Here is a 20,755-nt window from a genome sequence, read left to right on the forward strand (position 1 = left end):
GCCGGGACAGGCGGGCCAAATTCACGGTCAGCGGGCGCGGTCAGGCGACGCGGGAAAACTCCAGCACGCCATGCTCGCCCAAGTCCGGGTCATGCGCGCCAGCGGCACCGCGCACCATTTCCATGCCGAAGCGCAGGGCACCGGCCTCGACCGTCCAGACGGCGGCCTCGGACAGGGGCATGGACAGCAGCGCGACATTCGGGTCGTCGATATCGCCGTCGAACCACATCGCGGCGACGGGGCTCCATAATTCCTCAAGCTTGGCGCGGTTTTCGACCTGCGCCAGCTGCCCCGAAATGCAGGCATAGAGGCTGCGATCGCCGGCGGTGACTGTGAAATGGGCTTTGTGGGGCGAGGCCTTGACCTGTTTAACGAGGTCGGTGTCACGACCCGAGATGAACCACAGCACCTGCGTGTCGGGGTCGAAGAAATGCGTCATTGGCTGCATGTGGTCCGGGCTGCCCTGCACGCCCAGCATGCCGGTGCGTTCATCGTCCAGCGTGTCGAACAGCGCGCGGCGCAGCTTCTCGGTATGGGTCTTGTCGGTCATGTCGAAACCTCCGTTATGCGTCACGGGGTCAACGGGCCGGGATGGGCTGTTGTTCCGTCGTTCGGCCCATGGCGGCGGGCCGGGCGCACAAGATCGCCAATCGCTCGGCCACCTCGGGGCGGATCGGGCCGGGGCGGGGGGCATCGCGCAGCGTCGTGAACCAGTGCTCAGGCGGGTTGCGACCGCCGCGCGCGTTGCTCCAATGCAGGGCGCGCAGCACGGCCTCGGCCTCGGGGGGCAGGCGGTCGGGGATCTCGTGGCCGTTCAAGATCCCCCATACGCCGGTCCAAAGTCGCCCGACCGACCATGGGTTGTACCCGCCGCCCCCCAGAACCAGGAGGCGCGGGCACCCCAGCGCCATAAGCCCGCGCAGCACGTCCCAATGCGCGTTGTTCGACAGGGTCAGGCGCGAAAGCGGGTCCTCCGCCACGGCATCCGCCCCGCATTGCAGCACGATGGCATCGGGAGCAAAGGCCTCGACCGCCTGCAGGATAAGGCGGTCACGGATGCTGGCCATTTCCGTATCGTTCAGGCCGCGCGGCACCGGCAGGTTCAGGCAATTCCCGCCGCCATCCTCGGCAAGGGCGCCGGTAAAGGGCCATCGCCGTTCCTCATGCGAGGAGATGAGCAATGTGTCCCGGTCGCCTGCAAAGGCATGTTCGACCCCGTCGCTGTGATGGGCGTCGATGTCGATATAGGCCACCCGTCGAACCCCCGCGCGCTTCATCGACAGGATCGCAAGGACCGGGTCGTTCAGGTAGCAAAACCCGCCCGCCCGGTCAGGGAACCCATGATGCGTGCCGCCGCCCGGATGGTGGATCACCCCGCCCTCGGCCAGCAACTCCCCCGCCAGAAGCGATGCGCCCGCCGCCGTGGCCGGGCGGCGAAACATCTCGGGGAAAACCGGGTTCGACACTGTGCCGAGGCCGTGACGGTCGCGCATCGCCTGACTGACGCGGCCCTCGGTCTCGGCCCGCTGCAGCGCGGCCACGTAGTCTTCGGTGTGCCAGATATGCAGCGCCTTCGGTTTGGCGCGGGGCGAACCGCGGTACTGGTCGCTGCCCAGCCAGCCCATGGCACGGGCCAGATCCATCACTGTGCTGACACGCGGCACCCTGAGGGGGTGCCAGCGCCCGTACGAGGACCCGCGATAGATCTCGGACCCGAAGAAAAGCGGTGTCACGTGTTCAAGAGCGACTCGATCCGGGACCGCATGCGCCGGCCCATGGGGCGCGTCGCAGACCCGAAATGCTCGACCAGGCGGCCGTCTGGCCCAAGAAGAACCTTGTTGAAATTCCACCCCGGCCGAACCCCGTATTCCTGATCGAGCCAGGCAAAGAACGGATGCGCGTCGGGGCTGCGCACCCGCGTGATCGTCGTCATGGGCAGGGTCAGGTTGAAGTTCAGATCGCAGAACTCGGCCACCTCGTCCTCACTGTCAAACTCCTGCGCAAAATCGTCGGACGGCACGGCCAGCACCACAAGGCCGCGGGGCCCGTATGTTTCGTGCAGCGCTTGCAGTTGGTCGTATTGCGGCGTGTAGGCGCACATCGAGGCGGTATTCACCACAAGGATAGGCCGCCCCGCCCAGTCGGACAGATCGTACTGCCCCCCGTCGATGGACTCGAACTGAAAGGCGGGCACGGCCTGGGCGCTGCCCGCCCGCGTCAGGACGGTTGCGGCCGGCAGAATGGCCAAAGCGGATGCGAAGCTGCGGCGTGTCAGGCGGATCATGACGTCTCTCCTTTGAAAGGGCAGGTATCGCGGGCGCTTTCGGGGTCAAGGGGCCGGCGCCGCCGCGCGCCGGCCATTGAAAAACCACATGACGCGTGCCATATCGGCGCGTCATGACGAACACACCGACATATCAGGCCCCCTTGCGCATCGCCGGTGCCTCCAAGCGCGAGACGCGGACACAATTCGCCGCGCTGTGCTATCGGGTCGTCAAGGCCAGGAAAAAATCCAAATCCTCCAAGGCGGGCCGCCGGGACCGGGTCGAGGTGCTGCTTGTTTCCTCGCGCGACACGGGGCGCTGGATCATTCCCAAGGGGTGGCCGATGGATGGCATGACACCCGCCGCCGCCGCGGCGCAGGAAGCCTGGGAAGAGGCCGGGGTCCGAGGCAAGACCAATGGGCAATGCATCGGCCTTTATGCCTATGACAAATGGCTGGACGAGGAACTGTCGCTGCCCTGTATCGTCGCCGTCTTTCCGGTCGCCGTGCAGAAACTGGACGACGAGTACCCCGAGTCCGAGGAACGGAAGCGCAAATGGCTCACGCCCGAAAAGGCGTCGCACAAGGTGGACGAGCCGGAACTCAAGGCGATCATCCGCAGCTTCGATCCCGCACGTCTCTATTGATCGCGGGGCCGCATTCCATAAATCTGACTCAGGATGATCCGATATGCGTTGAAATGTGCCGAGGGGCACAATTTTGAAAGCTGGTTCCAATCGGCCGAGGCCTTCGAAACCTTGGCAGATCGGCGTCTTGTGTCTTGCGCGGTCTGCGGATCGTCGGATGTAAAAAAGGCGTTGATGGCCCCCGGCGTCGCTGTGGGCGAGGCGACGGCCCCGCCGCAGGATCAGGCCGCGCCTGCCACGTCAGCCGCGCCTGCGCCCGAGGCCGGGCCGCTGTCGGCCCCGCAGCACCCGGCCGAGCAGGTCCTGCGTGCGATCCGCAAACACCTGGCCGAAAACTCGACCTATGTCGGCCCGCGTTTCGCCGAAGAGGCCCGCGCGATGCATCTGGGCGACCGCGACCAGGCCGCCATTCATGGCGAGGCCAGCACCGAAGAGGCTCGTGCCCTGATCGAAGACGGCATCGAGATTGCGCCCTTGCCGGTCCTACCGCCGGACAAGGCGAACTGATCCTTTCGGGCGTGGGGGGGCGCTTTGGCGGGTCAGCGAATGATCCCACGGGCGCGCAAGTCGGCCGCATCACGGGCATCGCGCGCCGCTTCCAGCTTGGCGACCGAGGTCGCGACGGCGCGGGCGATGTCGTGATCGGGCACGCCGCGTGCGCGCATCTGGGCCACGGCACGTTTGCCCTGCGGCGGCAGGGGTTGGACAAACAAAAGGTCGTCCAATCGCTCGAAAGGAACCTCTGACGCGCGGGCGAGCGCGTCCATGCGCGCGGCGTGATCCGGGCGGGCGCGCAGCCGGGCGATCTGTTGCGTGTGCCACGCCATGCCCTGTCGGTGAAGATCTCTCAGAACCGGATCGCGCAGGTAGTCGGCGATGCGGTCACACAACTCCGGCACATGGCGCGTAAGGCCAGGTTGGTCTGTCTCGTTGCGGTCGAACATGGCAAAATAGGTGCTGTCGTATTTGTCGGGCTTGGCGTTCACGTTGCCCCGGATCTGACGCAGCAAATAGGCCTCGCGGCTTTTGACGGCGAAATGCGGCAACTCCACCAGGTCATAGCCCAGCGTGACCGCGGATGAGCGCCACATCCCGTCCATGAACTGTCGTGTCATCGGTTGACCCGACCCGTTCACCCAGGCCATGTCCAGCAGCCGCGCCTTGACCTCGGGGTCCCGGCCAGCGCCCTTCACCGTTGGGCGGTGGATGCCCAGCTTGACGCCCTCGAAGGGGCGAAACAGGGTTTTCACGCCCCAGCCCTTGCGAAAATCGTCCGGCGCGCCGCGTGTATAGGCCTCGGTCACAAGGCCGGGGTTCCAATCGGTCAATCCGTTCGACCCCATCATGCGCCAGGTCACCACGATGCCCTGCGTGCCGGTCGGCACGGCATCCAGCAGATCGGGCAGGCGGCCCGCGCCCGTCTTGACGTACAGGAATTCATCGGCGTCCAGCGCGATCAGCCAGTCGGTGTCCAGCGTTTCGGGCTGGGTCTGGGCATGCGTCAGGGCGGTGGGTTGCGGTTTGCCGCCGGGGGCCACGGGATTGTCGCGGCGGATGACGCGCTCGCCCATCTCGCCCAGGCGGTCGAGCATCCGGTCCGTCCCGTCGCGGCAGTCATTCGTGTAGACGATCAGGCGCTCGGCCCCGATCAGCCTTTGCCACGCGACCCATTCCAGGAGCGCGGGCGCCTCGTCGCGCATCATGCTCAGGACCGTGACGTGGGCCATCGGGGTCAGAGCCGCGGCAGGGGCGGCCCGTCGCGCCGCAGCCCGCCACGATCTTCAAGGTGCCGGACCGTATCGGCGTCCAGGGTATAGAGCCTGTCATAAAGCGCGCGAAACCGCGCCTCGGCATCGGGCGCGTCGAACGCGGCCAACAGGGTTTGCTTGACCGGTTCGGCAAAGCCCCACGACCCGGTGCGCCAGCCGACCTTGGCCCGCCAAGTGTCGTAATCCGGTGCAGCGTAATGCACCAGATGCGCCCCGTCGGCGGGGCAGAGCAGGTGTTCGGGCAGGCGGTTGCCCTCGGCGTCATGGCCCCAATGCATCTTGAACCGCGCGCCGTCGAGGCCGGCGCGGTGAAAGCTCTTGCCCTCGGCATGGCCCACCAGGCCCAGGCGGGGGCGGAAAAGCTCTGCATCTTGCCCGTAGATCTCGTTCACCGCTTGCCGCGATATCGGCAGGCGCAGGGCCTCGCCCCCGTCTTGCAGGAACACCTGCTCGGCGCTGGCCACCCGAACCGAGGCGATGGCGGGCGAGAACCGCGCCGTGGCGTCGGCAAGCGTCTGGCCGGGAAACCACATCAATTCGTCCGCATCGAGGATCAGCACCCAGCCCTCGGATGCAGTGTGATAGCCGGTGGTCAGGGCGGCGCGTTGGCGGCGGGTGAACCGCGCGTCGGGTTTCGCCCCCATCTTGCGCCAGGTCTCGGGCGTGCAGGGGATCAGGTCGAGGCGCGGCTCGCCGGCCAGGGCCGTGCGCGCCGGGTCGTCGGGATCGTCGAGAAACAGGATGATCCGATCCGCCCCTTGCGACAGGTGCCATGTCACGAAGCGCCGCAACAGCGGCAGCGGTTCCTTGGCGATGGTGACGACGGTCAGGGTCATGGCGGGCCTTATGGGCGGGACGGTCGCGGCTCAGGCAAGGCCAAAGAACCGCTCCGGCACGATGGTGGGCAACCCCTGTTCGGTGGCGCGGGGGTCGGTCGCGGCACGGGGCCTTTTGGTGACGCTTCCGTCGGGTTCCACGGGGAATTGCCCCCGACCCACGGCACAGGCCTCGGCAAAGTCGATGGGGGCCGACAGCCCGTGATCGGCAATGGCCTCGAGGCGTCCCGTCTGGTGATCGACAAAGGAGCGATGCTGCTGCAACCCGCCACGCGCCGCGAGCCGTTCCTCGGCCACGGTCTTGTCGGCCAGCGCCATGTGGAACAGAAAAAAATGGTTCGAGATCACGGTCGGGCGGTTCAGCAGGCGATGCGCCCCCCCGGCCCAGTTGTTCCAGCGCGTGATGACGAAGGGCTTGGTGTATCGGTCGGCCACGAAGCCGCGCCGCCGCTGGCCCAGGATAGGTTGCGTGCGGTCGATCGGGGCGGTCTCGTCCTCCGCCTCGACCATGTCGACACCGAGGGCGAAGATATACCCCTGCTCGGTCAGTTCCTCAAAGGCTTGCGGCCAGTCGAGGCCCGAGGCCGGGTCGATCACCACGTATTCATCGACATCGCCGCGAATGACATGTTCGTAGCGTTTGCGCAGCTTGTTGGCGCGCCCCGACATCTCCTTGGCCATGAACCGGTCGTTCTTGATCCGGCGTCGCGGGGCCTCGAGCAAGACCTCGGTATGGATGCCGGTCAGATCGACCTCAGGCTCCCAATCGTCGCCGTCGATGACGACATGCAGGTTCTCGCGCCCGACGATGCCGCTGTAATGGTCGATCCATTTTTCCAGAAAGAATGTCTCGTGCCGCACATGGGTCAGCGCGCAGGCAAACTCCTTGGCCATCGTCGCCTCCTCAGGTGGTGTGCCAGTCCAGTTTCGTTTTCATGCGTCGTTCCAGGTCGCGCTGTTCGGCCTCGATCTGGTCTTCGAAGGACGCCTCCCACCCCAGCGCCGAGGGGATGAAGCCCGAGGCCGCAAGGTTGAGGCCGATATGGGCCATGTCCAGCACGGCATGGGTGTCGGCGTCGACGACCCGCCGGCCGGCCGGATGGAAATGGCCGCGCGGCGCATCGATGCGCAACGGGTCGATGCCCGCGAAGGCGCGGAACTGGGTGATGTAATCGTCGATATTGCTGGAGGGGCCGCGCGCGATGATCGCTACCTCGGTGTCGGGCGCGACCGCCATCGCCGCCAAATGCAGCGCCGCCCCATCGAGGGCCACGATCCGCCGTGCGGCCTTGTAGGTGGCCACCTGTTCCGCAAAGCTTTGCGTTTCGGGATGATAGACGGTGTAGCCGCCCTCTTGCATCAGCGCGTCGATGCGGGTTTCGATCAGGGTGCGCCGTTCGATCTCGGGCAGGGCGCTGCGGGACACATAGAGATCGCGCGGGCCATCGACGGCCGGTTCGATGGCGCCGAGGCTGCGGGCCATCCAGTCGCGGTAGTCTGGCCTACCTGCGATCATGTCTGCGGTCCCAAAGGCCGGATCGGGAATGACCAACTCCTCAATGGTCACGGGCGTTTGCGGGACGCGCACCGGCAGATGCGACAAGCCAAGCGCGGCTAGGATCGGCAACTGATGCCGGTAGAGGCGGCGTTCGTTGCGGGCCTCCTGCGCAGGAAGAAAGACAAGACCGGCCAAGGCCTTTTGCCCATCCGCGGCCCATAGGCGGCTGGTCGTCTCGGTCAGGAAACGGCCGAAATGCGGATCGAACATGCCCCCGTAAAGCCACCGCCCCGCGAGCCTGTCTTGCGGCGCTGTCTTGGGGCGGTCGGGCGCCATCGTGAGGGGGGCCGCGTGGTTGCGCCAGCAATGACCGCTGGGCAGAAACCGCCCATCCGCCGCCAACAGCCCGGCGGCCCGGCGTGTCTCGCCGGGTTCCTGCACCGACCACGGCACCAGCGTCACCTCGTGTTCGAGGATCGGTGGTGCGCAGATCGACCGGTCGGGTGCGAAATCGAGCGTCGCCGCGGGCGGACGGGCTTCGTCGGCCAGTTCGCGGACCCGACGCACGCCGACCTGACGCTCCAACTCATCCTGTGCGCGGTCCGTCAGGTCGGCCGTCTGCAAAAGGCCCCAGTTTCGGTAATGCACCGTGGTGATCCCCATCTCGTCGATGGGAACGGCGCTGTGGCGCATGCGGCCGCCAAGAATGAAATGGTCCTTCTGCGCCAATTCGTTCCAGCCCAGCCCGGCGCGTTTCATTGCCACCGGCAGCGTGATCTGATCCAGATAGGGCCGGCAGAACGGCGCGAGGCTGTCGACGGCGTCGACTGTCTGGGCGACCTCCATCCAGGTCTCGGCAAAGCTTTGGCCGTTGGCGCTGCGATAGCCTTCGGGAAAGATCACGATGCCGGAATTGAAATAGGGTGGCACCGGATCGCGCGGCTTGCGCGAAAGATAGACGCGGTCCTCGGGCACGGGCATGCCGCACGCGTCATAGACGGTATCCCACAGCCAATCGGGGGCCCAACCGATCGAGGTGGCCACGGTGCAGGTCACATGGTCGGGCGCGAACAGGCGTCGGATGTCATGGCCGGCCACCACGAGGATGTCACTGTCGAGAAAGCCGCCCCAGTCGGTTTCGCGCGGCTGCAGGCAGGCGACAAGCTTGTTTCCATGGGGGTAGGGCGGGTCGAACATCCCTTCGGTCTGCATCGGGCGTATCTCGCACCTCATGCGGTCGAGTGCCGTGACGACGGCCGGATCCAGCCTGTCGATCTTTTGTGCCGGGCAGTAGCCCACCAACGTGATCTCGGGGTCCAGGTGCGACCGGATGGAGGCAGCCAGAAAGCATGCGTAATACTGGTATTGCGGGGGCTCGACGATGAAGAACAGGGTGAGGGATGGTGTCATGTCAGGCCCACGTCATCTCGTGCCTTGCCAAGGGTTCTCCGAGGTCGGCCTCGGCCTCGGCCGCGGCGGAGGCGACCGTGTCGGCGGTGGGGGCGCTCCAGCCCTCTGCCGAGGGAATGAACCCCGCAGCCGCAAGTTGCGCGCCGGCCGAGGGAAAGTCGAGCGTGGCGTAGGTCTCGCGCTTTTTCACGCGTTTGCCGGCCCGGCTGAAAAAGCCGTTGATCGCCTCGACCCGCAAGGGCGCGATCCCGGCGAAATGGTTGAACTGCAGGATGTAATCCTCGATGTTCTGCGACGGCCCGCGGTTCAGAATGGCCACCTGTGTGGCCGGGTCGACCACCATCGCCGCAAGGTGCAGGGCCGAGCCATCCAGCGACACGATGCGCCGCGCCGCTTTCCACAGGGCGATCTGCTGCTCGAGCGGGTGTTCCTGCGGATGGATGACGGTGTAGCCCGCCGCCTCCATCAGGTGTTCAAGCCGATCCTCCATCAGGACCGATCCGCGCTTGGACGGAAGCCGCGAGCGCGAGACATAAACCGCCTCGGGGCCGTCGGCGGCGATCGCGGCGCCAAGGTTGTCGCGCATCCAGGCCCGGAATTCGGGGCGCCCGGCCATCATCTCTTCCATCCCGAAGCCGGGCGGCGGTACGGCCAATTCGTCGATCACGACCGGCTTTTGCGGCGCGCGGATCGCCAGATGCTCCAGGCCCATGGCCGCGAAAAACGGCAGAAGGTGGCGGAATTGCCGCCGCTCATGGGTGAGTTGCTGCTTCGGGTAGAATACGATGCCCTCGATCCCGTCCAGCGCGTCCAGTGCCCAAAGCCGTGTGCTGCTTTCGACCAGGAAATGGCCGAAATGGCCGTAACACAGCCCGCCGAACAACCATCGCCCCTCGAGGCGTTCGATCTGACCCATCTCGGCCGGCGGGACGGGGGGCACCGTGATCGGGCCCGCGCGATAGCGCCAGCATTGCCCCTCGGGCATGAAGGCCCCTGTGGCGTCGAACAGTCCCGCCGCGCGTTTCGCGCCACGAACCGGGTTTTCGCCCCAGGGAACAAGCGTCACGTCCCGGTGAAACCCCGCCTGCCACGCCATGGGGGCAAGCGGGTCGAAGTCGAGCGGCATCTCCTCGGGCTGGGCAGGGGGGAGTTGGAGTGCCGGTTGCATCACGCCTCCAACGCGGCGGCGGGGTCGATGCCCACCTCCTGGCACATGCGCCATGCATAGGAGTTTTCCAGCGGCGGGTGCTTGCGCCACCACGGTTTCGTCCCGTTGGTATAAAGGTGCACCGACACCGTCTGATCGGTGAACCAGCCTTCGACACGGCCATGGGGGTCGTAGAAGATGTCGTTGAGCTGAAACGGAACGGGGTAAAGGGCATCGGGCGTCATGGCGCGGTCGATATCGCCGGTCACACGGGCAAAATGGGTGAAAGCCTGCGGGCCGAAGGCCGTGCGCTCGGTCTTGTAGATCTTGACCGCGTGGGGGAGGTCATCGTTCTGGCGCGTGATCTTGCGGCGCTGGTTCTTGTTCCACCAGGGCGGGACCTCGGGCAGGTTGTCGTAGTAGTCCAGCAGCAGGTCCATCATTTCGCAGCTCTGCGGCAGGCCCACGACCCCGCAATTCAAGGCGCCGCGCATGCCGTGCCCGGCAAAGATCCACTCCCATTCATCGGGAAAGGGTTTGTGGCAGAAGGCATCGCAATCGATCCAGATCGCGCCCGTCTTTTGGATCATCTTGTAGCGAAAGACATTCGACAGAAAGCTGGCCGAGGTCTGTTCGACGATATCCATCGGGATATCCATGATTTCGGTCGCGGGGCGGATATCGACCCCCTCGGGGGCGTTGGTGACCGTGTCGGTACAATAGAGCGTGACCGGGTGCCCGTGGCGCAGATGCGACTTCAGGCAAAGTTGGTTGAGGTATTGCAGACGGTCGCCGATCCAGAGGGAGGCGACGGGACGACGGTTGAGTTCCACGGGGGTTCCCCTTGTTCCTGCTCGATGACGGGCGGCTTGTGCCGCGCTTGATCTGTTGCGGTGAATGTTCCTGATTTCATGGGCAAAGGCAAAGCCTTTGCGCGGCGTTTTCGAAGCATGTTGCAGAAATGAGCCTTGGCCCACCGCGGTTGCGGCGCGTCGCACGGGGGCAGCGCCGGACGGGGCATCGAGCCCCGTCCGGCGCTGGCGGCGAGGCCGCGGGCGAGGGGGCTGTCTGCCCCCTCGCGCACCCCCGAGAGGTTTCTGGCCAAGATGAAGGGGGATATGGGCTAGTCGCCCGGCTGGATCAGTTGGGCGGCTATATCGGCGTTTTCGGCCACGCCGTGAAGATCGAGGATGCTCAGCCCCACGCGCAGGCGGACTTGATCCGGCCCCCGTGTGGTGATCGTGGGGCGTGCATGCCAGCGCGACAGGTCATAGCGCTGATCCGGGCTCCAGCCCGCGATCACGGTGACGCCGCCCGGCGCGATGTGAAAGGTCTTGGCCCCGGCGCCGGCCTCGATCCGGGTCAGGCCAGCCCCCACATGGATGACATGGTCGCCCTCGCCGAGGTGCAACTGGTTGCGGCCGGGGCCGCTGTCGATGGTCGAGGCGCCCTCGCCATCGTGGATCAGGTCGTTGCCATGGCCGCCATGGATGTGGTTGCGGCCGGTGTTGCCATGGATCACGTCGTCGCCGGTGCCGCCATCGAGCGTGTCGCGCCCAGGCCCGCCATGCAGCGTGTCATTGCCCGCCTCGCCGTAAAAGGCATGCCGGCGATTGGCCTGCTTGGCCTTGGCGATCATCAGGTCGTTTCCGCCGCCGCCGTAAAAGGTGGCGGCCCCGTGTTTCGGGCCGATCATGATGTCGTCGCCATCGGACCCTTTGAGGTCGATCTCGACCCGTTCCGAGGTTTCGAATTCGATCGGGCTGTGGGGATGGGCGACGATCTGCAGGCGCTTGCCCTCGGCCACGTCGCCCTCGTGGCGTGCCACGACGGTGGCGATGCGGATCTTTTCCACATTGGCGGGGCAATGCAGCACGTAGTCATCCGGCCCGGCCATGTACCACAGGGTGTCGGTACCGCCGTCCTTTTCCTCGTGGATCTTTTCGGCGTCCGATCCGTAGGCCCAGTAATCATTGTTGCCGCGCCCGCCGGCGAGAATGACCGAGCCATCGACCGCCATCATGGCGTTGACGCCACCGGCGGGGTTCTCGAAGCCGCGCAGATCGAGGCCGAGCGACAGCGCGCCCTTGACCAGTTCGGCGCGGAGAAACTCCATCGGGGCCGTGGCGACGAGGTTCTCGGTCTCTCCGGGGTCGGTTTCGATGTCGTAGACGTGTTCCTCGCCATTGGGATAGCGGAAGTAGCGCAGGTGGCGGTAGCCTTCGACCGAGGGGCGGACCGACAGCGTGCCGAAGACCGAAGTGACCGGCGATTTCGTCTCGTCGAAACTGCCGAACCCGTCGCCGATCAGGGGCAGAAGCGATTGCCCCGAGGTCCAGTCGGGGCGCGGCGGCAGGCCGGCCAGGTGCATGATGGTCTTGGGGATGTTGTGCAGGCTGACGGGAAGGTCGATCTCTTGCCCCTGTTCCATCGATGCATGCCAGATGCCCAAGGGAATATGGGCGGCGCTGTCCCATTGGCTCATCTTGTGGAAACTGTCGTGGTTGCCGAGGTTGAAGCCGTTGTCGCTGAGGAAGATGACGGTGGTGTTCTGACCCAGTGGTGAGGCGTCAAGCGCATCGAGGAAGCGGCCGATCTCGTGATCGACATGGCTGATGGCGGCGAAATAGGCGCGCACGACCTGACGCCAGGCCTCGTCGCCGGCCTTTTCCGGGGTCCAGACCCCATTGGCGATATAGGCGGCCTCGTAGACGGCGAAACCGGGCTGGGGGCCGAAGTAATCCTCGGCATGGGCGATGTCGGGCCAGCGGATCGCGGCGGGGTCGTATTGCGCGTAGAACCGATCCGGCGTGATCAGGTTGTAATGCGGATGCTTGAAGCCCAGCTGGATCAGGTTGCGCCGGGTCGGATCGGCGCGATCCAGGAAATCGATGGCGTTCTGGGCGACCCAAAAGTCGTAGAACCGGTCATCCTGGCTGCCGTCGTCATCGGGGTGGTTCACGCCCTTGATGCCGGGGCCACGGTCGAGATAGGCATGCACGCCGCGCCGCCGCCCCTTGTCTTCGGCCTCGGGCTCTTCGTGAAAGAGGATGCGGCGATACTCTTCCGGCATGGGGCGGTAATTGCTGTCCACCTTGCCGGTCGTGAAGGTATGAAACCCCGCGCGGCGCAGGTCGTATTGCCAGGCGCGTTCGGGGCGCATCACGTCGCGCCAGAAACGGTTGAGGTCCACCAGCCCGGTGCGGAACGGCGACAGGCCGGTGGCGATCTCGGCCCGGCAGGGCGCGCAGAGCGGCACGGTGGCATAGGCGTTGGAAAACCGCGCGGCGCGGGCCATGAAGCGGTCGAGGTTGGGGGTCTGAATGCGGATGCCGAAACTGTCGCGCCAGGTGTAGACATCGATCATGTCATCCACCCAGATCAGGCAGATATGGCTGTCGGCGATGGCGTCGGGGCTGAAGGTCATGTTTCGTCCTCCGACCACAGACGATAGCGGGCAAGCTCGGTCACCAGGCGGCGATCCTCGGGCGCGTCCGACTGCAAAAGGGCGCGACCGGGCCAGAGCCAGGTATCGAGGATCAGGGCCGCCCCCAGTTTCTTGAGCAGGCGGGGCCGTTGGTCGCGGCAGCCGATGAACAGGCTGGCGGTCCCTGACAGGATGGGCGCGCCTGCCTGCGCCTCGTCGCGCGCGCCCCCCAGAACCTGCAGCGCAAGATGCCTGCCGCCGAGAGAGAGCAGGGCCGTCTGCGGGGCGTCCGCCTTTGGCAGGGGGACGCTGACCGTGGCGCTGTTGGCGTCGTCTTTCAGGGTCAGCGTGGCGCCGTCGGCGCTGAGAAACAGGTAATTGCCGCTGTTGCCCTTGGCGTGGACGGCGGTGTTCACGGTCATCAGCGTGCGCGGTTCGGCACCGGGCGGGGCGTACCACCGGATGGCCGCAGTAAGGGTGCCTGCATCCCTGAGCGCCCCGTCAACGCCGACGCCGCAATGGGTCTGATCGCGGCATTGCAGGCCGGTCAGATCGCCGGCATGGCCGATCTGTCCATGGCCTTCGCTGGGCGGGGTCGGGTAGGCCACCAGATCCCCGGCCTCGGGTGTCCAGGCGGAAATGGCCCCGTTGGCGCGGTCGATCTGGAACCTGTCTTCCTGCCCGTGCCACCAATGGCCGCCGCTCTCTTCAAGGATCGGGGCGAAGGCGCCGGCCGGATCGTTGCACAGCGCGCCGCCGGGCAGCGGGGTGTCGAGCGACAGGCTCATGTGCGGCCCTTCCGAACGGGCAAACGGGCGGGCAGGGCCCAACGGAACAGTCGCGTGTCGGTCCGACTGTCGAGCCACCATGTATCGCGCAAGCCCCCGGTGTTGCGGCCGCCATGGGCCTCGGCCCCGCAGGCATAGGCCAGGCCCAGGTCGCGGCCCTCGGGCGTGCGGTCGCAATGGACGAGGATGGCCTGGGCATCATCCGGGGCAATCTCGACCTTGGTGATCCGGGCCCCGGTGGTGTCGCCGCTCAGGTGAAAGCCCGCGGTCCCGCCCGCGCCCAGCAGGTCGTCGGGGTCGATAACCAGATCGCCCTGGGCCTGCGCGATGACGCGGATCACCTCGGGGGTACCCGGCTCGTGTTCGGCGAGAAACAGGGTGGGGCAACGCCAGTCAGGGCCGGCGGCAATGGCGGCGGCGGTCATTTCGGCCATCTGCACGCGCGCCTCCTCGGTCGGGCGGTCGAACGCGTCGAGCGCAAACATGTAGGCCGGGGCGGAATGGATGAATTTGTGATCGCCGTGGTTCCAGGCCAGTTCCCACTGTCCCTCCAACGCGGCGGCTGGCGCGACCTCGGGCAGGCCGGGTTCGAAGCGCGCCACGAAGAGCGGCTTGTCATAGCCAAGCGCCCACAGCCCCTCTTCCAATCGGTCCATCAGCGCCAGCATCCCGTCGCGATAGGCCGTGGCATCGGGCGAGGTATCTTCCAGCGCGTAATCGAGGCAGATCGCCAGCAGGCGCGGCTTGCGCCCCATGCTTCGCGCCGCATCGCGCAGGTTCTCGGCCGCGATCAGCAGGTTCTCGGCGGCGCGCCCCCGCGCGAGGTCGGCGGCGGTGGCCGAGCCGTCGGTTTCAACACGCGTCACGAGCAGGGGCAGCGGCTCGAATTTCTCCAGTTGCCAGAACAGCATGGTTTCGGCGGCCAGCGCCTCGTGCGTCATCTCACGCAGGTGTTCCAGCCGGTCGGTCTTGACGGCCATCTCGAATCCGGCATGGCCGACCGCCCCGATATCGTCGGCCGGTGCCACGATATGCGGGGGAAAGGCGGCTCGGCGCGGATTGGCCAGCGCCGCACGGGGGCCACCGATGCCCAGGATGCCAAGGACCGCGCCGGGGCTGTCGGCCAGGATATCGCCGCCCGACACGGGTTTGCGAAAGCCGCGCACGCCCTGTTCGCCGGGCAGCCGCGCAGAGAAGCGCAGCCAGGCCCGCTGCTGACGGATATCCCAGGCATCCACACCGGCCAGGGCCGCCTCGGCGTCGATACCCTCTGCGCTGTTGGGCTGCGCCGCGCTGGGTGCGGCGGTCGCCCTGGGGGCGCTGGGACCCCTCCAAGGCGCAGGGCGATATCCGCGATCACCTTGTCGGACAGGCGCATCACCAGCCCCGAGGGATCGTAGCGGATCACGTCGCCATTGGGGGCGTGAACGACGACGCCGTGGCTTGGCACCTGTACCGCGTCGTCTTTGGGGTTGTCGCTCACCGGCTGCTCCCGTCGTGATGTCTGCGCGAGACTAGACCCGCCCCGCGCCGCTTCCAAGCCCTGGACATGTCATTGGCACCTGTCGAATTGCAGGCTGCCCGAGGTTGCGCGCTCGGGATCCTCGGCAAAGCCGGCCGTTCGCAGGACCGGCGCGTAGCGAAGCCGGAATTCGTCGGCCTGTTCGTCGGACACGAAGGGGATGACCACGCGTCTGACGGTTTTCAACTCGAGCTTGGCCAGCAGCTCGGGCGGCAGGTCGCCCGGTCGCGCGATGCGCAGCGCGTCGGGGCGAAAATCGTGCAGGTAGGCGGCCAGCCCCCCCGCCCCGTCCGCGCCGTCGCCGGGCAGGCGCAAGGGCCCGTCGCTGAGCTTGAGCCGTGCGGTATCCGTGATCCCGTTATGGGCGGCAATGCGGGTGGCCATCTCGATCAGGGCCGCGCGGCTGTCCTGACCCAAATAGACCAGCCCGTCGCTGATCTGGACGGTGCGCATCGGGATAAAGCCGATCCCGGCCCCGATTTCCAGGACCCGGCTACAGCCCGACAGGTAGCCTGCGATATTGCGCGCGTGGCGACGCTCGAACCGTCCGATCAGCACGGCAGACAGTGCCTCGGGCGCGAAGATGCGCGGATCGGCGGGCAATTCGATCTCGTGATTGGCGACCCATTCGACGGCGATGTCGCCCGAGATGTCGATCTCGCCCTCCATGTACGGATCGCCATCGGGCGCGGCCCAGCCCGCGACGGTCTCGTTGCGGCGCTCGTCCTTGGGCTGGTCGGCAACCTTTTTTTCCACCCGGCTCATCAGGGCCGCGATCTTGGCGGGGTCGCGGGGCTGCGGCGGCTTGGCTTCGACCTGCGTGATGGGGACCTTGCCGGCCTCGATCAGGCTGTCCTTCAGCTGCTGGTACGCCTCGGTCTTGCGATAGTCGTCCAGACGCTTTTCCACCCGCTCCAGCGCGGCGAAGTGCAACTCGTTCAGAACGGGGTCTTTCAGCAAGTCCTCGACGATTTCGGCGCGGCGTGCGGCGTGGCGCAGGATGGCGGTATCCTCGACCTCGTTGCGGTCCTGCAACGACCAGTAATCGGCGTTGTACTTGTCTTTCTTGTTGTTCACGTTGCCGCGGAATTTGCGCACGGCATAGCTGTCGACCGATTTGACGGCGTAATGGTTCATCTGCGCCCAGTCATAGCCGATCGTCCGCCGGATCGAGCGCCAGCCGCGAAACTTGAAATAGTCCTCCATCGGCCGCCCCGAGCCGTTGAGCCATTTCACGCTGTCGGGAAAGTCGGTCTCCAGCCACTTGTTCTTGATCGAGGGGCGGTGGATGCCGAGTTTCCAATACTGGTGGTCGAACTTGAACAGCGTCTTGACCCCCCAGCCCTTGTTCCAGAGCGGCGGCGCGGCGCGGGTGTATTGCTCGGTGACCGGTGCGCGCGACCAGTCCACCACGCCGCCCGAGCCAAAGATCCGCCATGTGATGACGATGCCGTTCGCGCCTTGGGCCACCGCGTCGTCCAGCATCCCCTCGAGCGTGCCGGACGGATGGGTAATCGCCAGGAATTCGTCGGCGTCGAACACCAGCACCCAGTCGGCGTTGCGCACCAGCGGTTCGGCCTGGGCATGGTTCAGCGCCGAGGGCTGCGGTTTCTGCCCCTCGGGGATGTCGTTGGGCCGGTGATAGCCAAGCCCAAGCTCTTCCAGCCTTTGCAACATCTCGACCGTGCCGTCGGAACAATCGTTGGTGTAGACAAGAATATCGGTGAAGCCGACCGCGAGGTGATGGGCAAACCATTCCAGCAGGAAGGGCGCTTCGTCCTTCATCATCGACACGCCCATGACCGTGCCGTGCTTCGAGCTGTTTTTCAGATGCTGCACGCCTCGGATGCCCCTTTGCGGGCGGTCTTAATTTGGCACGGGCATAACATGGGTCGCGGGCCGGAATCCACCGGCCATGCCGGGGCGGGGCGGGGAAAACTGCGCGGAGGGCCTGTAAGCCGGATTCTGTCCAAGGGGTCGCCCCCTCTGGATGACCATTCCTCTAGGCGCACCGTTGCCGATACGCTCGGGCTGCCAACCCGGATCGCGGGGGTGAAGCGCCCCGTGATGCGATCCCTATTCGGCATTGCTCCCGGTGGGGCTTGCCGTGCCGCCCCTGTTGCCAGCGGCGCGGTGGGCTCTTACCCCACCGTTTCACCTTTTCCCCGGCGGACCGGGGTAGTCTCATTTCTGTGGCGCTTTCCGTCGGATCGCTCCGCCCGGGTGTTACCCGGCACCGTTGCTTCAGGGAGTCCGGACTTTCCTCGCGGTGTTGCCACCCCGCGGCCATCCGGCCCTCCGCGCAGGGTGGATCTATGACTGCGCCGGCGTGCGGTCAATCACCGTATCGCGCGGCAAGCTCTGCGGCGATGCCGCAATCGATGGCATCCAGCGGGCCGGCGGCGGCAGGGCGGAAATGCAGGCGCAGGGCGCGCAACAGCAACTCATCCGACAGATCGGGATAGCCGAAGGCCCGGGCATCGCGGCGAAACGCGTGCGGGTCGGTGCCGTTCGCCGGCGTCCACTCCGGCCAGATGGCCAGACCCTGCCGCGCCAGTCGCCGCCAGTCGAATCGCGGGCCCGGATCGGACTTGCGCGCGGGTGCCATGTCGGAATGGGCAATGACGCCCTGCGGGGCGATGGACCAGCGGGCCAGGAGGCCGGCAAGGGTGTCTTCCAACGCATCCATCAGCGGCGCGGCGAAGGGGGAAAACCCGTCATTGTCCAGTTCGATCCCGATCGAACGGGAATTGACATCCTCCGCGCCGCGCCACGTTCCGGCCCCCGCATGCCAGGCGCGGCGATCCTCGGCGACCAGTTGGATCACATCGCCTGTCCGCGAAATCAGGTAATGCGCCGACACCTCGCGCGCGGGGTCGCACAAGGCCCGCTCGGCCGCGTCGCAACTGGTCATGGCCGTATAGTGCAAGACGACCAGTTCGGGCCGGTGCCCGCCCCGGCGCGGCCCGTGATTGGGCGAACGCATGCCGCCTTAGCCTTGCGGGGCGGGCGGCACCCAACCGCAGACCCGTCCGTCGCCGTCGGGGTCTAGGCCATCGGGGTCGATGCTGGGACCGCCATTGGCGATGAACCAGTTCTGCGCGGCCCCGGCGGTTGCGAATTGTGCGCAACCCGGCGCGCTGGTGTCGGGCGGGCTGCCGCCGCCCGGAAGGGCCAGCGCCTCGTCCTCGGCTGGCAGAGCCGGCAATCCGCGGCCGGCCGGGGCGGCGGGGCCAGCGGCCGAGGACGTTTCGCCCGGCGCGGCGTCCGCGGGGGCGGGCGCGCCCACCGCCGGATCCGCCGGTTGGATGCCCTGGGCTTCGGCTTCGGCCTCGGCGATGGCGGCTGCGGCCTGGGTCGCGATGTCGGTGGTGTCGGCGGCGGTTCCCTGGGCTGCGTCTGCCCCGATGGACGGCTCCCCGCGCAGGGTGGTCCGCCGCGCCTCGAAGGCTTCGCGCGCCTGCAGATCCACCGTCGCGGGAACGTCGCTTGGGACGCCACCGCAGGCGGCCAACCCCAAAAGGGCCGCCAGTCCCATGCCGTATCTTGTCATTGCTCGGCCTCGTCGCGGTATCGTTGCGGCGAGATTACCACCATTTCTCAGGCTTCGCCACAAAACCGGCGGCGGTTTCCATGGCATAGGCCGTGTTGAGCAGATCGCCCTCTTCCCATGGCCGGCCGATCAATTGCAGCCCGAGGGGCAGGCCCTTGGCATCCAGACCCGCGGGCACCGAGATGCCGGGCAATCCGGCAAGGTTCACCGTCACGGTGAAGACGTCGTTGAGATACATCTGCACCGGGTCGTCGAACTCCTGCCCCAACTGGAACGCTGCCGAGGGGGTGGCGGGCGTCAGGATCGCATCGACCCCTTCGGCAAAGACCACGTCGAAATCGCGCTTGATCAGCGCGCGGACCTTGCGGGCACGGTTGTAATAGGCGTCGTAGAAGCCTGCCGACAACACGTAGGTGCCGACCATCACGCGGCGCTTCACCTCGGCCCCGAACCCATCGGCACGGGTTTTCTCGTACATCTCGGTGATGCCGTCGCCCTGCTCGAGCTTGGCGCGGTAGCCAAAGCGCACGCCGTCATAGCGCGCGAGGTTCGAGGACGCCTCGGCGGGCGCGATGACGTAATAGGCGGGCAGGGCGTATTTCGTATGCGGCAGGCTGATCTGGCGCAACTCGGCCCCGGCGTCCTGCAACATCTCGGCGCCACGTTCCCACAGCGCGGCGATCTCGGGGGGCATGCCGTCCATGCGGTATTCGGTGGGAATGCCGATGACCTTGCCGCGAATGTCGCCGGTCAGCATCGCCTCGAAATCGGGCACGGCGCGGTCGGCACTGGTGGAATCCTTGGGGTCGTGGCCCATCATCGCCTGGCCCATGATGGCCGCGTCGCGCACCGTCTTGGTCATCGGCCCGGCCTGATCCAGCGACGAGGCGAAGGCCACGATGCCCCAGCGCGAGCACCGCCCATAGGTCGGTTTCAGGCCGACGATGCCCGTGAAGGCGGCAGGCTGGCGGATCGAGCCGCCGGTGTCGGTGCCGGTCGCCGCAAGGCACAGATCGGCGGCCACGGCGCTGGCCGACCCACCGGACGAGCCACCGGGCGTCAGGGCCTCGGTCGAGTCGTCGGCACGCCACGGGTTGACCGCGTTGCCGTAAACGCTGGTCTCGTTCGAACTGCCCATGGCGAACTCGTCCATGTTCAGCTTGCCCAGCATGACCGCGCCCGCGTCCTTCAACCGGCCCGAGACGGTGGATTCATATTGCGGCCTGAACCCTTCGAGGATCTTGGAGGCCGCCTGGCTGGCCACGCCCTCGGTGCAGAACAGATCCTTGATGCCGATGGGGATGCCGCACATGGCCGGCGCATCGCCCGACTTGATCCGCGCATCGGCGGCGCGCGCGCGGTCGAGCGCGATCTCGGGCGTTTTGTGCACGAAGGCCCCCAGCACATCGGCACCGTCGATGGCCGCGAGGCAGGCCTCGGTCAACTCGACACTGCTCGTATCGCCCTTGCGCAGGGCGTCGCGGGCCTCGGCGATGGTGAGTTTCGACAAATCGGACATGGCGATCACTCCACCACCTTGGGCACTGCAAAGAACCCCTCGCGCGCGTCGGGCGCATTGGCCAGAACCTTGTCGGGCTGGTTGCCGTCGGTCACCACATCCTCGCGGCGCTTCAGGCGCATGGGCTCGACGCTGGTCATGGGGGCCACGTCATCGACATCCAACTCGTTCAATTGCTCGATGAAGCCGAGGATCGCGTTGAATTCCTGCGCCAGCGCCGGCAGGTCGTCGTCCTCGACCTTTATGCGGGCCAGTTTCGCCACCTTGGCGGCGGTTGCGGTGTCGATGGACATCGGGCGGTCTCCGTCACTCGGGCCGGCCCCCGTGGGGCCTTCGGGTCACGGCGGGTTTAGCGAGGCCTCCGAGGCGCTGCAAG

The 20,755-nt window shown here is 66.7% G+C and carries 19 protein-coding genes and 1 other RNA gene; 2 read left to right on the forward strand and 18 right to left on the reverse strand.

Annotation, left to right across the window (positions count from 1 at the left end; translation table 11 throughout):
- Window positions 1-40: 40 nt before the first annotated feature.
- From ROSELON_RS09590 to ROSELON_RS09600, 3 genes are read right to left on the reverse strand one after another with little or no spacing between them, the layout of a single operon-like run.
- A complete protein-coding gene (locus ROSELON_RS09590) occupies window positions 41-550 on the reverse strand; it encodes a pyridoxamine 5'-phosphate oxidase family protein (RefSeq protein ID WP_025312190.1) in 510 nt (169 codons plus the stop codon).
- Window positions 551-578: 28 nt separating this feature from the next.
- Window positions 579-1,733: an arginase family protein gene (locus ROSELON_RS09595; RefSeq protein ID WP_025312191.1), complete on the reverse strand. Its 1,155-nt coding sequence runs from the start codon at window positions 1,731-1,733 to the stop codon at window positions 579-581.
- Window positions 1,730-2,284 carry a glutathione peroxidase gene (locus ROSELON_RS09600; RefSeq protein ID WP_025312192.1) on the reverse strand — a complete coding sequence of 185 codons (555 nt, stop codon included), beginning with the start codon at window positions 2,282-2,284 and terminating at the stop codon, window positions 1,730-1,732. Before ROSELON_RS09600 ends, ROSELON_RS09595 begins: the two co-directional genes overlap by 4 nt.
- 113 nt (window positions 2,285-2,397) lie before the next feature.
- Here ROSELON_RS09600 and ROSELON_RS09605 point away from each other — a divergent pair, with 113 nt between their 5' ends.
- Both ROSELON_RS09605 and ROSELON_RS09610 read left to right on the forward strand, forming a co-directional pair.
- Window positions 2,398-2,910 (forward strand): NUDIX hydrolase, encoded by a 513-nt coding sequence (locus ROSELON_RS09605; protein ID WP_025312193.1) that lies wholly within the window; start codon window positions 2,398-2,400, stop codon window positions 2,908-2,910.
- 33 nt (window positions 2,911-2,943) lie between these two features.
- On the forward strand, window positions 2,944-3,417 hold the full coding sequence (locus tag ROSELON_RS09610) for a DUF1178 family protein (protein ID WP_025312194.1): 474 nt from the start codon (window positions 2,944-2,946) through the stop codon (window positions 3,415-3,417).
- Window positions 3,418-3,449: 32 nt separating this feature from the next.
- Here the strand turns inward: ROSELON_RS09610 and ROSELON_RS09615 are convergent, their stop codons facing one another.
- The 15 genes from ROSELON_RS09615 to gatC all read right to left on the reverse strand — a co-directional run bounded on the left by ROSELON_RS09615 (window position 3,450) and on the right by gatC (window position 20,672).
- On the reverse strand, window positions 3,450-4,637 hold the full coding sequence (locus ROSELON_RS09615) for a glycosyltransferase family 2 protein (RefSeq protein ID WP_025312195.1): 1,188 nt from the start codon (window positions 4,635-4,637) through the stop codon (window positions 3,450-3,452).
- A 5-nt stretch (window positions 4,638-4,642) separates the two neighbouring features.
- A complete protein-coding gene (locus ROSELON_RS09620) occupies window positions 4,643-5,515 on the reverse strand; it encodes a glycosyltransferase family 2 protein (RefSeq protein WP_025312196.1) in 873 nt (290 codons plus the stop codon).
- Window positions 5,516-5,545: 30 nt separating this feature from the next.
- On the reverse strand, window positions 5,546-6,409 hold the full coding sequence (locus tag ROSELON_RS09625; protein WP_025312197.1) for a glycosyltransferase family protein: 864 nt from the start codon (window positions 6,407-6,409) through the stop codon (window positions 5,546-5,548).
- A gap of 10 nt (window positions 6,410-6,419) precedes the next feature.
- Window positions 6,420-8,423: a glycosyltransferase family 61 protein gene (locus tag ROSELON_RS17480; RefSeq protein WP_051508390.1), complete on the reverse strand. Its 2,004-nt coding sequence runs from the start codon at window positions 8,421-8,423 to the stop codon at window positions 6,420-6,422.
- A gap of 1 nt (window position 8,424) precedes the next feature.
- Window positions 8,425-9,591, reverse strand: coding sequence for a glycosyltransferase family 61 protein (locus ROSELON_RS17485; protein ID WP_198020743.1), 1,167 nt, complete (start codon window positions 9,589-9,591; stop codon window positions 8,425-8,427).
- Window positions 9,591-10,403, reverse strand: coding sequence for a hypothetical protein (locus tag ROSELON_RS09645; protein WP_025312199.1), 813 nt, complete (start codon window positions 10,401-10,403; stop codon window positions 9,591-9,593). The genes ROSELON_RS17485 and ROSELON_RS09645 overlap by 1 nt, the downstream gene beginning before the upstream one ends.
- Before the next feature lie 290 nt (window positions 10,404-10,693).
- Window positions 10,694-12,997 (reverse strand): sulfatase-like hydrolase/transferase, encoded by a 2,304-nt coding sequence (locus ROSELON_RS09650; RefSeq protein WP_025312200.1) that lies wholly within the window; start codon window positions 12,995-12,997, stop codon window positions 10,694-10,696.
- Window positions 12,994-13,785 (reverse strand): hypothetical protein, encoded by a 792-nt coding sequence (locus tag ROSELON_RS09655; protein ID WP_025312201.1) that lies wholly within the window; start codon window positions 13,783-13,785, stop codon window positions 12,994-12,996. The genes ROSELON_RS09650 and ROSELON_RS09655 overlap by 4 nt, the downstream gene beginning before the upstream one ends.
- Window positions 13,782-15,023 carry a hypothetical protein gene (locus ROSELON_RS09660; RefSeq protein WP_025312202.1) on the reverse strand — a complete coding sequence of 414 codons (1,242 nt, stop codon included), beginning with the start codon at window positions 15,021-15,023 and terminating at the stop codon, window positions 13,782-13,784. The genes ROSELON_RS09655 and ROSELON_RS09660 overlap by 4 nt, the downstream gene beginning before the upstream one ends.
- 314 nt (window positions 15,024-15,337) lie before the next feature.
- Window positions 15,338-17,146: a glycosyltransferase family 2 protein gene (locus ROSELON_RS09665; RefSeq protein ID WP_245605318.1), complete on the reverse strand. Its 1,809-nt coding sequence runs from the start codon at window positions 17,144-17,146 to the stop codon at window positions 15,338-15,340.
- A 99-nt stretch (window positions 17,147-17,245) separates the two neighbouring features.
- Window positions 17,246-17,609: RNase P RNA component class A (gene rnpB, locus ROSELON_RS17655), an RNA gene on the reverse strand.
- Between the two features lie 33 nt (window positions 17,610-17,642).
- A complete protein-coding gene (locus ROSELON_RS09670) occupies window positions 17,643-18,293 on the reverse strand; it encodes an N-acetylmuramoyl-L-alanine amidase (RefSeq protein ID WP_025312203.1) in 651 nt (216 codons plus the stop codon).
- A gap of 6 nt (window positions 18,294-18,299) precedes the next feature.
- Window positions 18,300-18,860, reverse strand: coding sequence for a hypothetical protein (locus ROSELON_RS09675; RefSeq protein WP_156945916.1), 561 nt, complete (start codon window positions 18,858-18,860; stop codon window positions 18,300-18,302).
- Window positions 18,861-18,894: 34 nt separating this feature from the next.
- Entirely contained in the window at window positions 18,895-20,379 is a 1,485-nt protein-coding gene (gene gatA, locus ROSELON_RS09680) for an Asp-tRNA(Asn)/Glu-tRNA(Gln) amidotransferase subunit GatA (protein WP_025312205.1), read from the reverse strand.
- 5 nt (window positions 20,380-20,384) lie between these two features.
- Complete coding sequence (gatC, locus tag ROSELON_RS09685) at window positions 20,385-20,672, reverse strand: Asp-tRNA(Asn)/Glu-tRNA(Gln) amidotransferase subunit GatC (RefSeq protein ID WP_025312206.1); 288 nt, start codon at window positions 20,670-20,672, stop codon at window positions 20,385-20,387.
- Between the last annotated feature and the right edge of the window lie 83 nt (window positions 20,673-20,755).

Source organism: Roseibacterium elongatum DSM 19469 (assembly GCF_000590925.1).
Taxonomy (GTDB): Bacteria; Pseudomonadota; Alphaproteobacteria; order Rhodobacterales; family Rhodobacteraceae; genus Roseibacterium; species Roseibacterium elongatum.